This is a genomic window from Acidobacteriota bacterium (assembly GCA_029861955.1).
In the GTDB taxonomy this organism is placed as follows: domain Bacteria; phylum Acidobacteriota; class Polarisedimenticolia; order Polarisedimenticolales; family Polarisedimenticolaceae; genus JAOTYK01.
The window spans coordinates 12,390-33,056 of the sequence record JAOTYK010000029.1; the positions used below are offsets into that span (position 1 = coordinate 12,390).

The window sequence follows — 20,667 nt, forward strand, 5'->3', positions numbered from 1 at the left end:
TATGGTCGACGTGAGCACACGCCCTACAACGCCCCGAACACGCAAGGCCGAAGAGACCCGTGCCCGGATCCTCGAATGCGCCCTGGCGATGTTCCGGAAGCACGGCTATGACAAGACCACGATGCGGGCGATCGCGGAAGATGCCGGAGTCTCTCTGGGGAACGCGTACTACTACTTCGAGTCGAAGGATCACCTGATCCACGCCTACTACGAACGCAGCCATCACGACCTCTTACAGGCCGCTCGACCCCTTCTTGAATCCGAACGGGACCTGAAGAAGCGACTCCGGGGCGTGCTGTGCGCAAAGATCGAAACCAGCGCCCCCTACCATCGTTTCGCCGGGCAACTCTTCAAGACCGCCGCGGACCCGGAGAGTCCTCTTAGCCCATTCAGCGCGCACTCGTTACCGGTACGTCAGGAGGTAACGGATCTATTCGCGGAGGTCGTTTCCGGATCCAGCACGAAGATCACCGGCAAGCTAAAGGAAGAGCTTCCGGAACTCCTCTGGACCTATCAGATGGGCATCATCCTCTACTGGATCCATGACGACTCGAAGGGCTGCCAGCGGACCTACAAGTTGATCGACCACACGGTCGATCTGGTTGTCAAACTCGTGAAGCTGAGTCGTCTGCCTCCGATGCGGCCGCTTGTGAATCGAACCTTCAAGCTGCTCGCAGACCTACGTTAGGTCGGCGACTTCCACTCATCCGCCACACGGATGGCGACCACCTCCGCCGTCGCACAGGTATCGTTACCGGACAGCAGCTTGCAGTGAACCGTGGTCTTCCGCCCCGACGACCCCGTCGCGTGGGCGATGAGCCGCACGTCTTGATCGATGGGCATCGGTCGCTCGTAGCGAACGGCGATCGTTCCCGTCACGTACCAGATCAGCGGATCGGAGGCGAAGGGACGCTCGTCCCGCACATAGGCGTCGGCGATGGCGGTGAAGATCGAGTGACAGTCCATGATGGTCGCCACGATCCCACCGTTCAGCCAGGCCTCGGGCCCGGCGTTGTGATGCGGTGACGGACGAAACGTCGACACGTACCCGTCGTCGGAGGGAAAGCTCTTCAGCTGGAGGCCCTTCTCGTTGGCCGGGCCGCATCCGAAGCAATGATTGCCCGGGTAGAGATCCTGCATCGGCTTGTCGGTCTTCATCGGCTTCGCTCCATCTTGTGACGACGCTACAATAGCCCACTCAGGAGGAACCGATGAAGCTGTACAACTCCACCGAATCCGGCAACTGCTACAAGGTCCGTCTCTTGCTGGCCCATCTTGGCCTGCCCTACGAGATTCACGAGATCGACCCTATCGCCAAGGGCCCACGACCGGAAGCGTTCCGCGACAAGACGGACTTCGGCCGGGTACCGCTCCTGATCCTGGACGACGGCCGACCGATTGCCGAGTCCAACGCCATCCTCTGGTATCTGGCGGATGGAACGCCCTACCTACCCGACGACAACTACGACCGCACCCGTGTTCATCAATGGTTGTTCTTCGAGCAAAATCTCCACGAATGCAACATCGCCGTCGTACGACGGTTCGTGAAGATGGAGCCCGAGGCGATGCCGCCGACCGAGGTCATGGACAACCGGCGGGCCGGTGGGCATCGGGCGTTGGCCGTCATGGATCAGCGACTGTCGGGATCTCGGTTCGTGGCCGGCGACGACTTCGGTATCGCCGACATCAGTCTGTTCGGCTACACGCATGTTGCGGGCGAGGGTGGCTTCGATCTGGAAACCTATCGCAACGTCCGCCGCTGGATCGACGACGTGCGCAAGCAGGACGGCCATGTCCCGATGGTCGGCTAGATGAGCGACCTCACGGTCGTGTTGCTTCCGGGGCTGGACGGAACCGGCAACCTGTTCCGGCGGCTCGTGGATCAGACCCCGCCGGGGTTCCGCACGCAGGTCGTTTCGTATCCGACGGATCAGGTTCTCGGCTACGACGCGTTGGAAGCGATGATCCGGGCGCAAATTCCAATGGACAGGCCGTACATCGTATTGGGCGAGTCGTTCTCGGGGCCGCTGTCGGTCGCTCTGGCGGCCAACCCGATCGGTGACCTGGTCGGGGTCGTCATGGCGGCGACCTTCGTAACCCCGCCGGCGCTGCCGGTCTTGCGGCACATCTCACGAGGTTGGGTGATCCGGATCCCGGTGCCTCTGTGGGTCATGCGTTTGGCGATGGGAACGGATGACGAAGAACTGGTCAAGGGGGTGCTTGCGGCGCGAGGCGCGGCCTATTCCGAGGTGTTTGCGCATCGCATCCGATCGACACTCGCCGTCGATGTCCGGAAACAACTGGCGGCGATCACGAAACCCATCCTCTACCTTCAGGCGACCCAGGACCGCGTGGTCCCCGCCCGATGTCTCCGGGATATACTCGAGGTCCGGGACGATGTGCACGTCGAGCAATTGGAGTCGACGCATTACATCCTGCAGCTCCATCCTGTCGAGGCGTGGGCTGCGATTGAGCGTTTCGTAGCTTCAGCCGAATAGCCTGCCGGCTAGCCCAGAAGCTTCTCGCGGTTCTCCGCACGACGGAATCCCAGTGCGATGATTCCTGCCGTCACCAGGACGAAGCCGATGCGGTTCTGTAGCGTCTTGCCCAGTAGCTCCAGACCGCTCTCCAGATCGGTGGCCGCCGCGTTCCAGAACGGCGACAGGACCACATTGGTGGACTGGAAGAAGAGTGCGATGAACGCCGCGATCACGATCACCACCAACCCCGCAGAAGCCTCGCCCTTGAACAGCGCCGCCAACGACATCGACAGTGCCAGAAAGAAGATCGCCCCCTGCATCGCGCCGTACATCGCCGACCACGGGACGTCGGTACAGAAGATCCAGGTCAAAGCGACCAGGACCGCTTCAGATGCCAGCAGCATCATGAAGGCGGCGGCCAGTTTGGCGATCCAGATTCGCTGAGCGCCACCGGGAACGGTGTAGGCGATCTCCAGCGTGCGACGATCGATCTCGCCGGCGACGATGCGGACACCGAACACGACGGCCAGCACTGTCAGCGGAGACCCGATCAGGATGTTCTGGGCATCCGGCTGCGTATACGAGCTGTCCCGCCAACGGATGACAAGTCGAAGCATCTGAAAACCGATCCACAACGCAGGCAGAAGCGGTGCAATCCAGAATCGACGACCACCCAGCTGTCGGGCCGCGTGGTGGGTCAGCGACGCGAAGTCCTTCACCTGTTGGACGAATCTTCTCATGTCGTCGCCCGATCACCGACAAGCCACAGGTAGCCGTCTTCCAGGCCGGGATCGACCGGTTCCGCATCGGCGGCGGGCTGACCCTCGGCGAGAATCCTGGTGCGATAGGCGCCGCTGGCCTCCGGGACCTGGTCCACCACAAGCGCGCCGGCCGGCAGTTTCTCCTCGTCGCCCGGTTGTAGCGTTGCCATCCAGACCCGATTACGCGCCGCATCGGACAGTCGCTCCGGGGGCCCATCGAAGACGATGCGACCACGCGTAAAGACGATGACCCGACCGCATGCCACTTCCACATCCTCGACGACATGTGTCGAGAACAGGACGACCCGACCCTCCGCCAGACGCGCAAGCAGATTGCGGAAACGGATGCGCTCGCGCGGATCCAGGCCGACGGTAGGCTCGTCCACGATGATCACCGGGGGCAACCTGAGAAGCGTTCGAGCGACGGCGACACGTTGCTTCATCCCACCGGAGAAGCCGCCGATCTTCTCGTCGGCGCGCTCGCCCAGACCGACCTCGGTGAGAAGCCGTTCGATCCGCTCGGTCCGTCGTTCCGCCGGAAGCTCGTAGAGCAGTGCGAAGTACTCGAGGTACTCCCGGGCGGTCATGTCTTCGGGCAGGCCAAAGTCCTGGGGTAGATAACCGATCCAGCGGGCGAGAAACCGCCGCAAACGCAACAGTCGAACGCCCCCCAGGTAGACGGTCCCCGACGAGGGCTCCAGGATCCCCGAGAGCATCCGCAAGAGCGTCGTCTTGCCGGCCCCGTTGGGTCCCAGGACACCGATCATCCCCTGCTGGGCCTCGAACTTCACCGAGCGAATGGCGTGGACCTGTTCGGACGGTAGGTCGAAACCAAACGTCACGCGACAGATCGAGCGCCACAGACCACGAACGCCGGCCATGAAGACGTCCACCGGGCGCAACGCGATGTCACCACGATGGAGCAGGACCGCCGTCCGACGACCGAACTGACAGATCGCCAGAACGATCGCCTCGAACACCCAGACACCCGTCGCCATCTGCCCATCGAAATCGGCCACGAACGGATTCCACGTGAACTTCAACAGCAAGTAGATCATCACGGCCCACGGCAAGGACGTGGCGACCCAACCCTCGATCCCACCGGGATCGACACGACCCGATTGATCCAGCTTGCCCCGTGCGCGTCGGAGTTGCCGAACCGCACCGGCCAGCACGAACGAGGCGATCAGCAGATAGATCATCCGCCAGAAGACGCTCTGCAGGGTCACACCCAGGTAGAGGGCACCGGCGGCGATCAACACTCGGGGAACGATCGAACTGAGGATCAGTCGTGGGTCGAAGGGCTGCACGCCCAACGCGCGAACCCGCTCGACAAATCGCTGCGGGGCACGCCATGCACGACCGATCGGCCCCGGCTGGCCATAAATCTTGTTCAGGTAACGGGTCTCCAGCTTCGGGGGACCGTCCTCGGACCTGGGCTTCGGCACGTCCTGGCGACGGAACGCCAACACGGCGACGGCGAGGAGCGCGCCTGCGACGAGTATCGTCGTGAGAAGTCGCATCCACACCGAGGTGATCCAGCCACCGGCAAACAACGGCGTCACGACGGCGGCCGTCGCCAGCAGCCAACCCATGGCGATCCACGGACCGAGCCGACCGAAGATCCGATCCAGACGATTGAGAAAGACGAAACCGACGGGGATGACCAGGAGTGTCAGGACCGTCGACGCCGTTAGGCCACCCATGATCACCGTGGCGAACGGAGGCCAGATCTCGTTCTCTTCCCCGGTGACGATCGCAAGCGGCCAGAGCCCGAGAATCGTCGTCGCCGCGGTCATCAGCACGGGTCGCGTTCGCTCGCGTACCGCACGGAGGGCAGCGGCACCCGCCGGTCGACCGGCGAAGCGTGTGGCCTGTTGCATCCGGTCGACCAGCAGAATCGCGGGGTTGACCGTGATACCGATCAGGGCGACGACGCCAAACAACGCCATCTGATCCACGGGAACCTGCGAGAAGGTCAGCGTCCAGGTCGCGCCCAGCACGGTCAAGGGAATCGACAACAGCACCAGGAGCGGGAGTGTCAGAGACTCGAAGGTGATCGCCAGTACCGCGTAAAGCAGCAACAGAATCGGGATCATCAACTCGTTGAACCAGTCCAGCCCCTCCTCGTCCTGTGGCGCCTCGATCGTATAGCCCACCGGGCGATGGGTCTGATGGATCACGTCGCGGATCGCGTCTTCCAGCGCGGTGCGTTCGGCGCCCGCTTCGGGAGCGGACGACGCCAGCGTATAGAGCACCTCGACCTCGCGTCGCCCGTCGCGATGACTGATGGTGGGAGGACGTCCCATCTGGCGGACGTCGGCGAACGCGGATAGCGGTAACGCGCCGAACGGCGTCGTCACCCGCATGGTCCGCAGGTCGTTGGTCGCCTTGTTCCGCGCCTCCTTCCGGCGAACGGTCAGCGGGATCTCTCGGCCGTCGCGCAGGGTGAAGCCGGTCCGCATCTCGGTCCCCTCCCGTCCCACGACGTTGAGGACCGGAAGCACCTGATCCGCCGTCAGGCCGAAGGCCTGCAAACGGGTCGCGTCGGGAAGCACATGCATCTCGTCCTGACCATCGCGGGTCGCGATGGTCACGCTTCCGATGTCCGGGATCTCTTCGAGTTGGTCCTTGATCGTCTCGGTCAGGGTTCGCAGACGACGGACGTCGGGACCGGAGACCACGACCCGGGAGGCGCCGCCACCGAGAAACGATGGACGTCCGCCCCCACCGCCGCCGCCCTGCGAGGCGCTGAGCTCGACGTTTGGATATCGGTTGGCGGCATCGCGAAGTCGTTCACGCACTCGCGCAGCGGTCAACTCGTCGGGACGCTCTTCTCGTTCAGGGATCGTCACCGTGATCGAGCCACCCTCCTCCTGGACGAAGGACTCGACCCGCTCGATGCCCTCCAGGTCCATGACCGACGACTCGAGGGCGGCAAAGATGTCCGTCGCCGCGTCGAGAGAGCCACCCCCCTCGATCGTGACGGGAAGACGGATCTGTGTCTGCTCCTGCGCCTCCTGCGAACTGCCACCGATGTTCAGACCCACGAGCTGGATGAAACTGATGACCACCGCCACCAGAACGATCGCCACCCAGCTACCGGGGCGACGCAGGGCCGTCATCAACGCGCCGTTGGCCAGGCCACGCGCCCGGTCGGGATGGACCAGGCCACCGAATCGCTCTCGACGCGCGCGAATCTCCTTGAGACGTTGCATCGCGGCCGGCGCCGCCAACTTGCCCGCCAGCATCGGCACAAGACCTATGGCGACGATGACCGATGCCAACAACGGCACCAGGATCGCAATCACGAGGACGGTCAGGAACGACCGCAACGACGCGTCGTCGAAGTCGACGAAGACGATCGGCAGGAATACAACGGCGTTGGTCGCGGTGGCGGCGAGGATCGCCCGCACGGTTCGCCGCACGCCGTTCTCGGCGGCCTTCTCGCCCGACGCACCGTGTTCCAGCTGCCGCTGGACGGCCTCGTAGACGACGATGCTGTTATCGACCAGCATGCCAATGCCAACGGCGAGACCCAGGAGCGTAACCACGTTAAGCGTCTGGCCGGCCGTATACAGGAGCGCCAGAGCGGTCAGCAGACTGCACGGAACGGCGATCGCCACCACGCCCACGGCACGCCAGTGCCGGAGGAACAGATAAAGTGTCACCAGAGAGATGATGAATCCGGAGAAAGCCAGCTTCTTCAGTCGATCCAGTTGATCCTCGATCAACTCCCCACCATCGAACAGGACGCGGAAGCCGATTCCAAACTCGGAGAACTGACCGGTGAGAGAGTCGAGACGACCCCGCAGGTCGTCGGCCAGTTGCACGAGGTTGGCGCCCTCTTCCTGATAGAGGATCAGGCCGATGGCCGGCTGACCGTCTACGCGAAACAGATTCTGCTCTCGCCCCGTGCCGAGTTCGACGTCGGCGACGTGACGAAGCAGGACCGCCCGATCGGGTCGGATGCGAATCGAGGCAAGCGACACCTCGCCCTTGGGGCGACCGTCGATGAGAACTGCAGTCCGACCCGCCTCGTCCTCCACGCCCCCCAGGTAGTCCAACCCGCGTACGGACTTGGCCAACGCCTGGGTCACCTCGCCGGTGTTGATGCCCTCGGCCGCGCAGAGATCGGGATCGATGCTGACCGTCAGCTCCCGCGGCGAACCACCGAACGCCTGGACCTGCGCGACGCCGCCGACCGCCGCCAGACGCGGGACGATGCGATCCTCGACGAAGTCGAGCAAGGCGTTGACGTCGCTCATCCCCGTGACCTGCAGGTACATCGCGAAACGACTGTTGCTGAGCTGTGTGAACGGATCCAACTGCACGTTGATGAAAGTACCCTGGGGCTGCTCGCGCTGTAGATCGGCGGCAAGCCGGGAGAGCTCGAGTTCGCGCACGTCGATATCAACGCCGGGCTCGAACTTCACGACGAACGACCCGCCGGAACCGCGGATCTCTCCCGAGGTCTCCATCACCCGCGAAAGTTCAGCAACCTTCGCCTCGAGCGGCAACAGGATCTCCCGCTCGACGACCTCGGGCTCGCTCCCCGGACGATTGAATCGAACGTTGAGTTGGTTTCCCTCGGTCTGGGGAAACAACTCGACGGGCATCCGTTGCCAACCGACTAGCCCTAGCAACAGGATGGCAAGGAAGAACATCGCCGTGGCGACGGGGCGTCGCACGGGAATGGCAAACGGACTCACGAACGGGCCCGCTTTGGTCGCAGACGTTCAAGCAGCAGGTAGACACACGGGATGACCGTCAGCGAGCACACCGTCGACAGGATGATGCCACCGATGATCGTCAGTGCCAGCGGCTGACGCAGCTGCGCCCCCTCGCCGCCACCCCAGGCCAGCGGCGACATGGCGAGGACGGTGGTGAAAGTGGTCATCAGGATCGGTCGCAGACGAATCGCGGCGGCCCGGGCCAGTGCCGCGGTGCATTCCATTCCGTCCAGCATCAGCCGTCGTGCGCTATCCACAAGCAGGATGGCATCGTTGACCGCAACCCCCGCCAGGACGATAAGGCCCAATACTTCCATCACACCTAGCGGGCGACCCATCGGTACCAGCACCAGCGCAACACCGATCAGCGAGAGCGGAATCGATATCGCCACCGTCAACGGGTGGATCAGCGACTCGAACGTCCCCGCCAGCACCATGAAGACAAGGAGCAAGGCCAGGATCCCGGCAAGTTTCAACTCGTCGAAGGTCCGCGTGCGCTCCTCTTCCTCGCCGACCAGTCGGACGCTCAACCCGGGAGCGACGTTCGCGGCGTCGATCGCCTCCTGGGCGGCCTGGATCGCCTGCGGATAGTCGGCGCTGTCGACGATACGGGCGGTCACCTGAGCCACGCGACGTTGATCGCGACGGAAGATCTCGCGGGCTCCACTCTCGGGTCGCAGCCTCGCCACGTCACCGACGACGAGACGCGCACCGGAACTTGTGGTCAACGGAACCTGCAACAGATCATCCCGTCGAACGGATGGCATCCGCAAGACGACATCTCGCTCTTCATCCCCGGTCGAGACGACGGTCACCGAGCGCCCATCCAGCGACGCTTCCAGTGCGATGGAGACAAGATCGAGATCGACCCCGAGGCCATCGGCAAGCGTTCGATCGAGCTCGACGCGAAGCTCCGGTGGCCCACCCTCGAACGATGAGCGGACGTTCCACAATGCTGGGGCAGCGGCCAGATTCGAGCGAAGACTCTCGGCCGTATCTCGCAGGTCCGGTAGCGACTGTCCGGAGATCTCGACGGCAACCGGCGGGCCGGAGGTGCCGAGGGAGCGAGCCAGCGCGGAGACGCCGACCTCCCAGTTGACCTCAATATTTCCAAGCTGTGTCACCGCCGGTGCCGCTCGTGCGACGACGTCGCCACCGCTGGCACCTCCCGCGCGAAGACGGACCAGGATGCGAGCGGTGTTCTCCTCGGTCTGCTCCTCGCGGATCAGCCGGTCATCCTCCGGGAGTCGTCCGATCTCCGACTGGATCGCGATGAGATCATCCCCGGCGGCTTCGCGGAGAAGCTCTTCCATGGCCACGACCGTGCGGGTGGTGGACTCGACTCGTTGTCCGGGAGGCCCAACAAGACGCACGGAAAACTGACGTGGGTCGGAGGGCGGCAACAGCTCTGTCCCGAGCGAGACGAGACCCATGACACCGAGACCTGCCCCGACGAGCGCGACAAACACCACCAGCAGCGGTCGTTTCAGGAGTCCGCCGACGAATGCTTCTAGACGAGGCGCGCCGACCTCAATCGATCGGGGAGTCTTGGCGGGAAGGAGCCACCGTGCAAGCGCCGGAATCAGCAGGGCCGCCACGAACAGCGAGACCGCCAGCGAGACGACGACGGTGAATGAGAGACCGGACACCAGCCGCGCGGCCAACCCCTGGACGAAGATGATCGGCACGAAGACCGCGCAGGTGGTCAACGTACTGGCGACGATCGCGCCGATGACCTGGCCGGTCCCACGGGCTGCGGCATCCTCGCGACTGTCCCCTGCAGACAACCGGCGGAAGATGCTCTCGACGACAACGATGGCGTTGTCCACCAGCATCCCGGCGCCGAGCGCCAGTCCCCCGAGGGTCATGACGTTCAAACTCTGTCCGCTGAAGTGCATGAAGAACAGCGTGGTCAACAGGGAAACCGGCACGGCCAGCGCGACGATGGCCGTCGGCCCCGGCGCTCGCAGGAACAGGATCAGGATCAGGATCGCCAGAGCCACACCGATCAGCGCGGCGCTCTGAACATCGCGGATCGAATCTTCAACGAGAGCCGCGTCGTCGGAGACGACGGACACACTGACACCCGGCAGGTCGCTATTGATCGCCTCCATGGCCGAGCGGACGGTCTTCGAGACGGCGACCGTATTGGATCCCGCCTCCTTGTAGATCGAGAGACCGACGCCCTCCTGGCCATCGACACGGACCAGATGCGTGATCTCCTCGTCGAAGATGGCCACATCGGCGACGTCACGGACGCGAATTGGGATCTGGCGACCGGAGGAGTCGGAGCCGAACCTGAGAACGACCTCCCCGACATCGCCTGCGTCGCGATAACGGGAGACCCCGCGAACCAGGAAGACCCGATTGCCATCCTCCAGCGTGCCGGCATTGAGATCGACGTTGGCGGCACGAAGACGACTCTCAAGCTCGCCGAGTGTGACGCCGACCGATTCCATGCGATAGCGATCGACGGAGACCCGGATCTCTTCTTCGCGTCCACCGGTCACGCGTGCCTCGGCCACACCCTCGAGTCGCTCCAGGGCGATCGACACCTGACGATCGGCGGTCCGTCGCAAGGACGCGAGGCTGGGTCCGCCCTCGTCGGCGACAAGACCCAGTGTGATCACCGGCGCCTGCCGTGGATCGAAGCGACGAACGAGGACCTCGCCGACATCGGGGTCCGAACGGATGGGACCGGTCGCCTTCTCGACCTCGACGAGGGCGTAGTCCATGTCGGCGTCCCAGTCGAAGATGACGGTGGCGATGATTCGACCCGTGCGGGCGACCTGCTTGATCTCGCGGATTCCGCTTACGGCGAAGAGCCGTTGCTCTATCTGCTCGCCGTACAGTCGCTCCATCTCCGCCGGTGGGCGGTCGCCCGAGCGGACCGAGACGACGAGAGTCGGACTCTCCATGTCAGGCAGAAGATCGAGTGGGAGTTCCCGCCAGGCGGTCCAACCGAGGATGACGAACGCCGCCGCAACCACGGTGACCGCCACCGGACGGCGCGCGGCTAGACGGGCAAGGGCTTCCATGGACTATCCGCCGTTCACACGGACGGACATGTTGTCGTTTAGCGTCTCGATCCCCTGGACGACGATCCGCTCTTCGGGCTCCAGCCCCTCGATGATCTCGACGATCTCATCGTCGCCGAGTCCCAGGACCACCTCGCGTTGTCGTACCTTCTGGCCCTCGACGACGAACACAACCTTGCGACTGTTGCGCTCGGCGACGGCCCGGCGCGGGACCACCGGGACTTCGGGACGGCTCTCCACGACGATCGTCACCTCAACGAACATCCCCGGTCGAAGTTTGGCCGCACCGTTCCTGACGGCGACCTCGGCGCGGAGCGTGCGTGTCGATGGATCCAGACTCGGGGCGAGACGAAGCACGCGTCCTTCGAACCGTGAGTCGTCCCAGGCGTGATGCCGAACACGGGCGATCTGACCGACCTTGATCCGGGCAACATCGGAGCCCACCAGGTCGACCTCGGCGATCAATGTGTCGGTCGGGGCGATCTGGGCGACCTGAAATCCCTGCATGACCAACTGGCCATCCGCCAGTGGCTGCTCGGACTCGTCCCGTGCCAGGCGCAGGATCACCCCATCGATCGGCGTGATCAATCGCGAGCGGGTTTCCTTCAGAACGCCGCGCTCGACTTCGATCTTCGCATCGGCGAGAGAGCTCTCGACTTGACGAAATTCCTGCTCGGCCAGCAGCCCCTCGTCGTATAGAGCCTTCTTGGAATCGTAATCCGCCTTGACGGTTGCGTAGCGCTGTTCCGCCGCCTCGAGGCCGGCGGCAAGACGAACCTCTTCGCCGGTGATCTCGCCGACGATGTCACCGGCCTTCACGCGGTCGCCCTCGGCGAATCGTCTTCCCCGCGCATTGCGGGCGATCTTCAGCGCGCCACCACTGTCGGCGTTGAGCGCCACGGCCTCGGGGGTTCTCAGCGATCCGGTCGCGACGATGCGATCTTCGACATCGCCGGTCTCGACGGCACGGGCCGTCACCGGGACACGAAATTCGATCGTCTCCTCCGGCGCCCGATTCACGCAGCCCACGGATGCGGCCAACGTGAAGACGAGCACCCATGACAGACTTCGCCCGACGAACCGATAGCTCATTCTTCCGCCTCTTCCCGTTTGTTGCGCTTGACCGGGATCCAACGTATCGCATCGGCAACGACGTAGCGACCCTCTGTCGCTTCGTTGCCGACACGGACCACGGTCTCGCCGGCGGCGATCTCGTATTCACCCAGGATGTTCCAGCCGGGATCGGCACCATCGGCATCCAGCGTGGCATTGTTGACGCCGGACGAATCCTCGACCGCGAGTTGCCAGGTTCCCCGCTTGAAGAAGTTTCCTCGGCCGCCGCCGCCGGATCCTCGACGCCGGAACGATGGGACGTAGTAGGACAACTCCCAGAGACCGGAGCTGGGGATCTCTGCAGTAAACTCGGCCGTGCGAGAGCCGTCGCCGGCCTTGATGGTGGCGACGGTATGTCGATAGCGACCGTAGGCCAACGCCGTCTCGCGACGGGACCAGCGGGACGGCGTCCTGCCGGAGGTGACCGGCAGTCCCCCGTCGGTGTCCTCGTCGGTCACGCCACGACCGGCGAGACGCATTCCGGTCTCGCCGGAGTCGGCCACCGAGAATCCTTCATCCAGGTCATCGACGATGATGCTGCCGTCGTCTGTCGGCTGCCATTCAATGATCCGGCTGCCGATGAACGGTTCGGCATCGACGATCAACTCCTCGTCAACCGACGGAAGATTGATCGAGAAGCCGTCACGGTTCAGCGATAAGTAGGGTGAGAGAAACGCAAAGCGTGGCGGTTGAGACGTGACGATCCCGATCTCGACCGTGCCGTTGGCCGGAATCTCGATGGGATCGCTGCTTTGACGTCGTCGCCCCTGACCGCGGCCACCGCCTTCCGACGGAACCACGTATTGGAGTTTCACCATGCCCCCGACCGCCTCACCGTTGTGAACCTTGACGAGCAGCTGATAGTTCGGTGTGCCGTCTTCGTCGTCGGTGATCCGCTCGAGAGAGGGATTGACGGCGATGAAGCCCGGTAGCGCAGTGTCGTGGAGCCAACGATCCATCCAGCCCTGCAGATCGACGCCAATCTCCTCGCCGACCGCGGCGACATCCTGTTCGTCGAAGCTGCCACCAACGCCACGATCTCTCAGGCTAGCGACCATGGCACCGGCCTTCTCGCTACCCAGCCCGTCCATCAACGACTGCGCCATTGCGCCGCCCTTGAGGGTCAGGACGTTCAGCGATTCCTTCGGGGTCTCCCACGGATTCAGTTCGGCGAGGCTGGTCTCGAGCGCGGTACTCCAGACGTCGCTACGCGATGTCACCTGATCGATGACGATGTCCGAGACCGTTCGACCGCGGCGCCCCTCCCCGCCCATCTGCTGCAGGCTGCCCATGATCTGATTCATCTCCGTCTGGGAGGTCATGATCCGCGCGGAGAAGTAAGAACGATTCTCCGAAACCAACTGGTTGGTGAGATCCTCGTAGACGAAGTCCAACGGGATCGCGAGGTCGCCGGAGGCTCGCGTCTGATAGCCGAAGTAGCTGCGGGCCAACGCAAGGAACGGGTTGCCGCCGGTAAAGTCGTTTGTGAAGAAGCGAGTCAACGTATCCCGCTTCGCGCCGGGAACTCCCTCTTCGTGATCCTTGTATCGGTCGGGATCCTTGAAGCGTCGATCGAAACGCGCCGTAGAGAAACCGGATTCCCGAGTCAGGATCATGGCAGGTTGCGTCAACGTCGTATCGAGACGCCAACCGCCGCCATACCCGCGAAGATGACTCGGAACCTCGACCATCGTCAACGAGTCGTACGGATACTCGAGGCCCAGCTCGGCCGTCTGCTGCAGACGCTTGCTGATCCACTCCCCGAGCAAGTCGCCGGCGTCGGCGAACACATCGATGTTCGTTGTGTGACGTGGATGGACCAGGATCTCCATCATCACGCCGTCAATCTCTGCCGAATGACTTGTGTAGTTCGATGCCACCAGTGCCACTTCGGGAACCGGTGCGACGGTCGTGAAGCGGAACGTATCGTCGCCGGCTTCCTGCCGTCGAGACGGACCGGCGACGAGCCAACCGGAGGGTGTCTTGACGGTCAGGTCGACCGTAAAGAAGTCCACCGGTCGACCGCGGCCCCCACGACCGACATCGGTGCCGGTTTGCGGCAGCCAACGGCTGCCTGGCATCAATGCCACGACGCCGCGCTCGGTCAGCGAATTCAAGAAGCCCAGGGCAAACAAGTTGCCTTCCTTCATCGTGATGCCAAGAGGCCGAACGTCGGCATCGATGTAACCGAACCACGGGTCTAGTTTTCCACCGGCCATCAGGTTGATGGTGCGCGAGGCCCCGGGACCGAGCGGACGATCCAGGTCGATCTCCAGGAGCGCTTCCGCGGCGCGATAGGTCAGGGTCGCTCCGTCGTCGGTGGACACCCCATTGACTGTCAGGCCGGGGTTGAGCGTAAAGAGAAGGGTCGAGAGTGTCTCCCCTTCTGGCGCCTGCACGTTGAGAGCCAGGTCGAGGCTCAGCGATTTCTTTGCGGAAATATCGACCGTGCCGACGATACTTTGAAGATCCGCGGCCGGCTCTTCGGCTCGCGCGTCGTGAACGGCAAACCAACGATCCTGGTCGCTCAGTGCGGCCTTTCCTTCATAGACCAGGAACGCCAGCACGGCGGCGCCCACAACGAAACAGGCCGTGGCCATCGAGGCCAGCTTGCCCTTGTTCGCGTCATCCTTCCGCGGATGGATCACGGCACAGAGCAGCAGGAAACCGAAGGCGAACAACATGTAACCGGCTCGCTGAGAAAACGATCGCAGGTCGATGGACGACGGCGCGAAATCCGTCATCGGCGGCAACATGAATACGCCGGTGATATCGAACGCCGGCAGCATCCAGACCGGTGTCAGACCCAGATTGACGACGGCCAACCCGATCACCACGCCGGTCACCACGATGCCGGCCAGCCACCGATGCCGGAGCACCAGCGTCAGGAAGAACGTCAGGCCCAGGATCATCCCGTAGGCCGGCGGCGCCATGAATAAGAGCCAGCTGATCAACGAGGTGGGCAACGGCAAGGTCTGAAAGCCCAGGAAGCCGATCAGGCTCAACAGGATCAGGGAGACCAGCGCGGGGAACCAACATGCGAGCAGGATGCCGACAAACCGCCCCGTGATGAGTTCGAGATTAGTGACGGGCAGCGCGTCGAAGACCTCGACGATATTCTCCCGTTTATCCCGGGCGCGAATCTCGAAGCCCAGGAAGACGATCCCCAACAAGAAGACGACCAGGTACCACATGCCGATGAAGCTCATCAGGAAGCGGGGATTGACCATCGCCGCCGAACCGGATAACGACGAGAAGAACAGGTGCAACACGTTGTACTGAAGATAAAACAGCGCCGCCGCGAGGAACGCGATGACCTGAAAGACCCAGAAGCGGGCCAGCCGACGTGTCAAACGCATCTCGGCTTTTGCGATGTCCCAGACAGTTCCTGGCCGGATCATGACGTCTCCTCTTCGGTCCGTGCGACCTCGGCTCGGCCGCGGGAGGCCATGAATCCCAGGTAGCCTTCTTCAAGAGTGGGCTCTGACACCGGCTTCGCTCCCGGGGGGATCGAGCCGTCGGCGGCCACCGCTCGGATGTGACTCCCCTCGCCGTCTGCAGTTCGTGAGACGATCTCGACGCCCTCGCTTACGAGCCGGGCTTCCTGAGCACGATCGGCAACCATCTCGAAGACATGTTGGCCGGCATGCTGCAGAAGACCCTGTGGCGATCCACGGAAGACGATCTTGCCGGTATCGATCAACGCCAGGTCGCGACAACTCGAACCCAGGTCCGCAACGATGTGGGTGGAGAGAATGATGGTGCGGTCTCGGGCCAGGTCTGCCATCAGACGTCGGAAGCGCAGTCGCTCTTGCGGGTCCAGGCCCACGGTCGGTTCGTCGACGATGATCACCGGTGGATCGTGTACCAACGCCTGCGCCACGCCGAGACGACGGAGCATGCCGCCGGACAGCTTCTTCACCTTGCGATGCGTCACCTCCTGGAGACCGACCTGCTCGATGACCGCTTCCACACGTTGCTTTCGTGCGGCCTTGTCTCGGATCCCCGACAGACCGGCGAGCGTGTCGACGACCTCCCGGACCTTCTGCAAACGCCACGCACCGAACTCCTGCGGGAGGTAGCCCAGGGCGGTACGCACCGCCTGACGGTCCTTCACGGTGTCGTGCCCGAGGACCGAGGCCTCGCCGCCGGTCGGCGTGAGCAGCGTGCACATGATGCGCATCAGCGTACTCTTGCCGGCGCCGTTGGGTCCAAGTAAGCCAAACAGACCGACGCCGATCTCGAGATTGACGTCGTCCAGGGCCAGCTTGCCACCGGGGTAGACGTGTTTTACGCCTCGAACGCTGACGGTCGTTTGACCGGAACTGGCGTTGGCCGCCATCGCTTCGATTGTCGCCATCGAACGACTCCTCCCGTGCCTCTCAGGACCCACCGCCAGTGGGGGCCTCTGATGGGGCTATCCTGATCGCACTATACTGTTGGACACCGTCTCTCCGACCGTTTCCCGCTGTGCGGGCCTCCTTGGCGGTCGAGCGGTTGTGAGCCCCTCGTGGATGGTGCCCCTGCCTCCACACCCAGTATTACGGTGGGGAGCGGATCGGGTTACGGGCATCGCTATAATGGCCGGATGGTTGAGACGCTCTATCTGGCCAAACCCCGGGGATTCTGCGCCGGGGTGGTGATGGCGATCAAGGCGGTCGAGGAGACCGCCGGGGCCATGGAGCAGACCGACGGCTCCCGGCTGACGGTCTATCACGCCATCGTCCACAACAACGACGTGGTCCATCGCCTGCAGGACGAGCACAAGGTCCACTTCGTCGAAGAACTCAAGGAATTGGAACCGCTGCGCCGGCACGGCGCGGAACGGGGCGAGACCCTGGCCGACACGGTGGTCTTCTCGGCCCACGGCGTCAGCCCGGCCGTCCGTGACGAGGCCGACCGGCTGGGCCTTCACACCCTCGACGCCACCTGCCCGTTGGTGACCAAGGTCCATAGCGAGGCCAAGAAGTATGCCGCCAAGGGGTTCCACATCCTCTTGATCGGCGACTCCACGACTCATCAGGAAGTCGTCGGGACTTTCGGCGAAGCCCCCGAATCGACGACCGTCGTCAGCGTCGTCGGCAACCGCAAACACGACACGCGGCTGGCCGACCCGCGCACCGTGGAGGTGCCCGATCCCGATCGGGTAGTCGTTCTGACACAGACCACCCTTAGCGTCGACGACACCGGCAAGACGATCGACATCCTGCGAACCCGCTTTCCGGATCTGGTCGTCCCCTCCCGAGACGATCTTTGCTACGCGACGAAGAACCGCCAGGACGCCGTGCGACAGATCGCAGGTGACGTCGACCTGTTTCTGGTGGTCACCAGCGACTACAGCAGCAACGGCATGCGTCTCCTGGAGTTGGCCGAGGAGCTGACCCCTCGCGCCTATCGGATCGAGCGCGTCGAGGATCTTGACGAAACCTGGTTCGAGGGAGTCCGCAACGTCGGCGTCACATCGGCGGCTTCAACTCCCGAAGACCTGGTCCAGGAGATCGTCCGCTACTTCAACGAACGAAACGCGGCGCTGAAGGTGATCGAAGACGGCGAGTGGGAAGACATCACATTTCGACAGCCGCGACGTCAGCCCCCCAGCGAGCTACGAGAGTAACTCCAGAAGTTCGTCGCGGGTCAGTGCGCCACCCGCACTCGCATCCCCCAGCGCCGTCTCGGCCAGTTCCCGCTTGGCATCCTGGAGTGCGAGGATCTTCTCCTCGACCGTCGCCTCCGCAACCAACCGATAGACCATGACCGGGTTCTCCTGACCGATCCGATGGGCTCGATCGGCCGCCTGATCCTCGACGGCCGGGTTCCACCATGGGTCCAGCAGGAAAATGTGGTCGGCGCGGGTCAGGTTGATGCCGGTTCCACCGGCCCGAAGCGAGACCAGCAAGACCGGCGGGCCCTCCTCCGCCTGGAAACGATCGACGACCTCGCCACGATTGGTCGTGCTGCCGTCGAGACGCAGGAACGGTATCCGGGCCTGATTCAGCACCGGCTCGGTCCGGTCCAGGAGCGATGTCCACTGGGAAAAGACCAACGCCTTGTGTCCGTCGGCGACGATGCTGTCCAGGGTCTCCCGCAACAGTGTCAGCTTGGACGAATGTTCGACCTCTTGCCCCGGCACCAGTCCGCCGTGACAACACGCCTGACGAAGACGCAACAACGCCTCCAGGACGGCCATGACGTTGCCACCTTCGGCCAGCTTCTCCAGAACGTCCTTTCGGCTTGCCAGACGCAGGCTGTCGTAGAGCTCGCGTTCCGACGTATCCAACTGACATCGAAGGACGACGTCGGTTCGTGGCGGCAGCTCCGGTGCCACGTCCCGCTTCAGGCGGCGGAGAACGAATGGGCGCACCCGCCGCCGCAGCGCACTGGCGGCCCCATCATCACCACTCTGAATCGGTTGGACGTACCGCTTGCTGAACGCCTGCCTGTCGCCGAGAAGGCCGGGGTTCAGGAACTGGAGTTGGCTCCACAGTTCCTCCAGACGATTCTCGATCGGGGTGCCGGTCATCGTGATCCGGTGGGCCGCGTTCAGACGATACGCGGCGCGGGCCACCTGACTGTCAGGGTTCTTGATCGCCTGCGCTTCGTCAAGAACGACGGTGTCCCAGTCCACGCCCGCCAGAATCTCGGCGTCGATACGGAGGATGGCGTAGGTCGTCAGCGTGACATCGGCATCGGGATCCAGCGAGCGGCTTGCCCCGTGGTAGACGGCGAACGAGAGCCCCGGACGAAACCGGGTCAGCTCCTGCTGCCAGTTGTGAAGCACCGAGGTCGGCGCCACCACGAGGGATCGACCATGCAACGCACACAGGGCCTGGACGGTCTTCCCCAATCCCATGTCGTCCGCCAGAAGAGCGCCGAGACCGGCACGCTGCATGAGTGAGAGCCAGCCCACGCCCTCCCGTTGGTAGTCCCGAAGGGTTGCCTGTAAATCATCCGGAAGTGGAGCTTCGGGTAGCGACGCGCGGTCCGCCAGCAGTCCTCGTAGGCCCTGAAGGTCCGGTGGCGGTGACTCATCGAGCTCGTCACACAGCTCGGCCAGATCGAACTGACTACTGGAAGGCAACCGACCGTCGGCGTTCCGCGCGTTGAGCAGGTCTGCAAGCAGGCGCCCGTGACGCTCCAGCCAGTCGGTGGGCAGCGGCGCAAAGCCGCCGTCGAGCAATGGCACCAACGACTCCCCGCTGGTCCATGCCCGCAAGACATCGGCAGGTCTTGCCTGGCCACCTGTGCGAGAACCATCCTCGTTCGCCCACTCGGTCGCGAACGTCGCGTCGAATTCCGCCGGATCCAATGTGACGTCGGGGACCAGGGTCGGCGTCAGCCGGAAGCGTTTGATGGCTTCGCCGTGAACCTCACCGGGCCAGTCGGCAAGCCGCTTGCGGAACTGGATCGCCTCGCCTGCCGACAACTCGACACGCTCCCCGACGCGGAGACCCAGCGTCGACTGGGCCGCAGTCGCGATCTGCTTCTCTCGCTCGCGATCGCGAAGTGGGAGCGTTCCGGAGATCGGGACGAGCCGGTCGCGTTCGATCCGGGCCCGCGGAGGTTGCCCATAGACAACCTGAGCCAGAACCGAGATCGAGCGATCGCGACCGTCGATCTCCACGACCACTCGCGGACGCTCAACGTAGGTGTCCGGCAGCCGATCTGTCTCGCGGACGACAGTAAGAGTTCGTTCGAGATGGGGCAGCGTCATGGTGACAAGTTCCGCCGCGTCGTCCCCGGAGACGTGGACACCCGCCGTCAGATCCCGCAATTCTCGACCGGTGATACCCAGTTCTTTCCGTGGATGGAGCGTTTCGTCGCATCGAACGATGCCGTTGCTGAAGGACTCGTCGATGGCATCGGCATCCCGCAGCACCAGATCGAAGCCGTCCCCGCCGTCGCTCACGTAGACCTGTTTTCCGATCGACTGCTGGTCGATCGTCACCGGGCTGCCGTCCAGTCGGACGTCCTGGCAAAACCTGAGTCGCTTGAACAGTTGAGGGATGAGGTTCGGCGACAGGAGACCGTGACGATGGGTCCCCAGTGTCAACTCCACCGCGAGATCCGCCTGCGACGAGACGATTCGTGGACCATCGACGCGACCGGCCGCAAGGGCCGCCAGAGTCCAGTCCAGTCGCTGCTCCCCGTCATCCCGAACGATGGCGCGTTCAAGCGCCAGGCCGTACCGATCCCGCGTCAATCGGTACCCCACTCGGCCGGCACTGAATCGAGGCTTCGGCAGATCCTCGCCTTCGGTCAGGGCCGCGCTCCAGGCGATCACCGCCGCCGCGACATGCTCGCATGCGGGAGCCTCGCGGGTACACGGACAGTCCCACTCGGCGTCGTCGGGATAGAGCGTCACGGTACGACTGATCATCCCTCGCTTGATCGAAACGAGGAACGTCGCCTCGTCGCCGTCGTCTCGCTCGCCGGTGACCGCGCCGGCACGGCTCAATTCGACGCCGCGGGACCAGACGGCCACGGCACAGGACTCGCGGGCAGCCTTGCGTAGATTTTCGAGTCGATCGCTCATCGCCGGATC

General features: G+C 63.8%; 12 protein-coding genes. 4 read left to right on the top strand and 8 right to left on the bottom strand.

The features are described 5' to 3' along the window. Nucleotides 1-10 precede the first annotated feature (10 nt). Nucleotides 11-688 carry a TetR family transcriptional regulator gene (locus OES25_13435; protein MDH3628642.1) on the top strand — a complete coding sequence of 226 codons (678 nt, stop codon included), beginning with the start codon at nucleotides 11-13 and terminating at the stop codon, nucleotides 686-688. Here OES25_13435 and OES25_13440 read toward each other — a convergent pair. Next, nucleotides 685-1,158, bottom strand: a complete 474-nt coding sequence (locus OES25_13440) for a PaaI family thioesterase (protein MDH3628643.1) — start codon at nucleotides 1,156-1,158, stop codon at nucleotides 685-687. The genes OES25_13435 and OES25_13440 overlap by 4 nt on opposite strands. Nucleotides 1,159-1,211: 53 nt before the next feature. Here OES25_13440 and OES25_13445 point away from each other — a divergent pair, with 53 nt between their 5' ends. Both OES25_13445 and OES25_13450 read left to right on the top strand, forming a co-directional pair. Beyond that, nucleotides 1,212-1,811, top strand: coding sequence for a glutathione S-transferase family protein (locus tag OES25_13445; protein MDH3628644.1), 600 nt, complete (start codon nucleotides 1,212-1,214; stop codon nucleotides 1,809-1,811). After that, on the top strand, nucleotides 1,812-2,498 hold the full coding sequence (locus OES25_13450) for an alpha/beta hydrolase (GenBank protein MDH3628645.1): 687 nt from the start codon (nucleotides 1,812-1,814) through the stop codon (nucleotides 2,496-2,498). An 8-nt stretch (nucleotides 2,499-2,506) separates the two neighbouring features. On the opposite strand, the gene OES25_13455 is transcribed toward OES25_13450, so the two are convergent. From OES25_13455 to OES25_13480, 6 genes are read right to left on the bottom strand one after another with little or no spacing between them, the layout of a single operon-like run. After that, on the bottom strand, nucleotides 2,507-3,220 hold the full coding sequence (locus OES25_13455; GenBank protein MDH3628646.1) for an ABC transporter permease subunit: 714 nt from the start codon (nucleotides 3,218-3,220) through the stop codon (nucleotides 2,507-2,509). After that, entirely contained in the window at nucleotides 3,217-7,932 is a 4,716-nt protein-coding gene (locus OES25_13460; GenBank protein ID MDH3628647.1) for an efflux RND transporter permease subunit, read from the bottom strand. The genes OES25_13455 and OES25_13460 overlap by 4 nt, the downstream gene beginning before the upstream one ends. 17 nt (nucleotides 7,933-7,949) lie before the next feature. Continuing rightward, nucleotides 7,950-11,012 (bottom strand): efflux RND transporter permease subunit, encoded by a 3,063-nt coding sequence (locus tag OES25_13465; protein ID MDH3628648.1) that lies wholly within the window; start codon nucleotides 11,010-11,012, stop codon nucleotides 7,950-7,952. A 3-nt stretch (nucleotides 11,013-11,015) separates the two neighbouring features. Next, nucleotides 11,016-12,104, bottom strand: a complete 1,089-nt coding sequence (locus OES25_13470) for an efflux RND transporter periplasmic adaptor subunit (GenBank protein ID MDH3628649.1) — start codon at nucleotides 12,102-12,104, stop codon at nucleotides 11,016-11,018. Then, nucleotides 12,101-15,526, bottom strand: a complete 3,426-nt coding sequence (locus tag OES25_13475; protein ID MDH3628650.1) for a hypothetical protein — start codon at nucleotides 15,524-15,526, stop codon at nucleotides 12,101-12,103. Before OES25_13475 ends, OES25_13470 begins: the two co-directional genes overlap by 4 nt. After that, complete coding sequence (locus tag OES25_13480; GenBank protein MDH3628651.1) at nucleotides 15,523-16,485, bottom strand: ATP-binding cassette domain-containing protein; 963 nt, start codon at nucleotides 16,483-16,485, stop codon at nucleotides 15,523-15,525. Before OES25_13480 ends, OES25_13475 begins: the two co-directional genes overlap by 4 nt. A 228-nt stretch (nucleotides 16,486-16,713) precedes the next feature. On the opposite strand from OES25_13480, the gene ispH reads away from it, so the two are divergent. After that, nucleotides 16,714-17,739 carry a 4-hydroxy-3-methylbut-2-enyl diphosphate reductase gene (ispH, locus tag OES25_13485; GenBank protein ID MDH3628652.1) on the top strand — a complete coding sequence of 342 codons (1,026 nt, stop codon included), beginning with the start codon at nucleotides 16,714-16,716 and terminating at the stop codon, nucleotides 17,737-17,739. On the opposite strand, the gene OES25_13490 is transcribed toward ispH, so the two are convergent. Then, nucleotides 17,728-20,658 (bottom strand): DEAD/DEAH box helicase, encoded by a 2,931-nt coding sequence (locus OES25_13490; GenBank protein MDH3628653.1) that lies wholly within the window; start codon nucleotides 20,656-20,658, stop codon nucleotides 17,728-17,730. The two genes, ispH and OES25_13490, sit on opposite strands and share 12 nt — an antisense overlap. Nucleotides 20,659-20,667 lie beyond the last annotated feature (9 nt).